At 66.5% G+C, this 2,635-nt stretch carries 2 protein-coding genes; both read right to left on the reverse strand.

Features of this window, described 5'->3' with window-relative positions; genetic code table 11:
• Positions 1 to 68: 68 nt before the first annotated feature.
• Complete coding sequence (gene istB / locus ACIBEA_RS44370) at positions 69 to 842, reverse strand: IS21-like element helper ATPase IstB (protein ID WP_399270237.1); 774 nt, start codon at positions 840 to 842, stop codon at positions 69 to 71.
• Entirely contained in the window at positions 842 to 2,437 is a 1,596-nt protein-coding gene (istA, locus tag ACIBEA_RS44375; protein WP_359932918.1) for an IS21 family transposase, read from the reverse strand. The genes istB and istA overlap by 1 nt, the downstream gene beginning before the upstream one ends.
• Between the last annotated feature and the right edge of the window lie 198 nt (positions 2,438 to 2,635).

Here is a 2,635-nt window from a genome sequence, read left to right on the forward strand (position 1 = left end):
CTGTGGACGATTGCGTAATTCCCCCGTCTGAACTTCGCGTAATTCCCCCACCCCTCGCCTGATCGGTGTCATTTGATCGGTGGCTTGTCGGGCCTGTCGGTAGGGTTCTTGGGGCGCTTGTTCGGGCGGTAGCTGGGGCCGTTCATGATGACTTGGTGGCTGGTGTTGATCAGTCGGTCCAGGAGTGACTCGGCGACGACGGGGTTGGGGAAGAGGGGATACCAGTCGCTGGGTGCCCGGTTACTGGTGATGATTAGGGACCTGCCCTGCCGTTCGCTGACCAGTTCGTAGAGGTCGTCGGCCTGGGACGCTCCGAGCTGGCGCATGGCGAAGTCGTCGAGGATGAGCACGTCGGGTCGTACCAGTTCACGGATCCGCTTGTCCCAGGTGCGGTCCGCGTGGCCGCCGGCGAGGTCCGCGAGGATCCGGCTGGTCTTGGCGAAGCGGACGTTGGCGCCCTGACGAACGGCGAGGTGGCCGAGCGCCTGGGCGATGTGCGTCTTGCCGACCCCGACCGGCCCGAAGAGGATGACCGACTCGCCGGAGTGAAGCCAGCGCAGGGCTCCGAGGTCGCGGATCTGGGCTGCGGGGAGCTTCGATGAGGCGGTGAAGTCGAACTCTTCCAGGGTGACCTGCTGCTCGAACTTCGCTCGGGTCAGGCGCCGTTGGAAGGCGACGGTCTCGCGGCGGGTGATCTCGTCCTGGCAGAGGACCTGGAGGAAGTCCAGGTGCCCGAGCTCGCCGCCGTGGGCCTGGGCCAGGCGGGCGTCGAGCGTTTCCAGCATTCCTGAGAGCCGCAGCGACTTCAGCGACTCGCGCAGGGCGGTGTCCATCACGCTCATCAGATGCTTCCCTCAGCTTCGCCGTGGACCTGGTCATCGCGGATCTCATCCGCCGTGCCGTGGGGTGCCAAGGAGGCGAAGAGCCGTTTCGGTCCGTGGAGGAAGGCGGCGGCTCCGGCATCTCCGCTGGTCTCGGGCTCGGGGTCGGTCTCGGTGCCGGCGATCAGGATGCCCTTGATGGTGCGGTAGGACGGATCACCGACCGTGATGGCCCTTGCGCATGCGGCTTCCAACCGGGTGTCTCCGTGCTTCTTCCGCAATCCGAGAACCCCTTGGGCGGCGCGGAGACGGTAGAGCGCGTTGACCTCCAGCAGCGATTCGACCACCTCCCTGCAGGAGTCCCCGATCTCCGCCGCCTGGGTTCGGCACCAGACCGGCGTCTTCATCTGGAACGCAATCTTCTCGGGCGGGTAGTCGCTCCGGTCAGTGCGTTTGCCCTGTTCAAGGGCCGCGTGCGTCTTGACCAGGTCGCCGTCGAGGAAGACCTGGACCATCGTGGCGGTGGAGCGGACGTCGACCCGGCGGCCGATCAGTTTCCAGGGCACCGAGTAGAGGGTGCGGCCGACCTTGATGTGGATGTCGGGGCCGACCACCGCGGTCGACCAGCGGGCCAGCACGAACGGCGTGGGCGGCAGAGGCAGCAGGGTCTCGGCCTCCAGGGCCCCGAAGACCGCCATCGGGGAGGCCCCGCCCAGTGGCCGGCACTGCCGGCGACCCGCGACGTTCTGGGCCCAGGTGACAGCCTCGACCTGCATGTGCTCGATCGAGGTGAACTCCCGACCGCACCAGAATGAGTCCCGGATATAGGGCATGGGCCGTTCCACCCTGGGCTTGTCCTTGGGCTTCAAAGCGCGGGCCGGGTCCACCAACGCGCCGTAATGAGTGGCGAGTTCGGCATACGCCTTGTTGATTTTCGGATCGTAGAGGTCGGGCTTGTCGACTCCGGTCTTGAGGTTGTCGGGCACCAGCCGGCGCGGGACGCCGCCGAAGTATCGGAAGGCCGCGACGTGCGCTTCGGTCCAGGAGTGCTGGTGCAGCTGGAGGACGGGGCGGACGAACATGTGCCGAGAGCAGGGCAGCACCATCACGAAGGCCCAGATCCGGTGCCGCTTGCCGGTCCTCGGGTCAGTCCACTGCCCCAGGAAGCCGTAGTCGATCTGGGCTTCCTCGCCCGGTTCGACGTCATCGCGCAGGACCGTGACCTGCGACCTTCGCGTCTCTTCGGGCAGCGTGGCGTGGACCCAGCGCCGGAAGGCGGAGATCGACACCTCCAGCTTGTGCTCGTCTCGGAGCCGCTGGTGGATCGTGGTGACCGTCACCGTCCCCAGCAGGCTCTGGATGTAGTCACGGTGCTGGTCGATCTCCGGCCAGGTGAGCTGCCTCAGCCGCGAATTGGAGAGCTCGGGGAACCAGATCCTGATCAGCTTGGCCCAGTCCGCCTCGCCCATCGGCGGTCCGCCCGGGGTGATCCCCGCGGCCTCCGCCGGCGCCAGATACTTCCTGATCGTCTTGCGATCCACCCCCAGCGACGCGGCCAGCTCACGCTTCGAGCGGCCCGCGTACCAGTGGACGTAGATCTCGGTGACATCGACCACGACGAACGTTCTCCTCGCCATCCGGGCTGCCCATCGGCCTTCCGACCCACAGGTCGAGAGCCGCCCCGCACACCTCCGCGATGCCCAGGTCCCTCGATCCCGAACTCCTCCGTACCCATGGCCAATTAGGAGAATTCGGTATGGGGAATAACGAAGTGCTCAAACCACCCATCATGGGGAATAACGCGACCGCCGACA

It is taken from the genome of Streptomyces sp. NPDC051555, assembly GCF_044454405.1.
Taxonomy (GTDB): Bacteria; Actinomycetota; Actinomycetes; order Streptomycetales; family Streptomycetaceae; genus Streptomyces.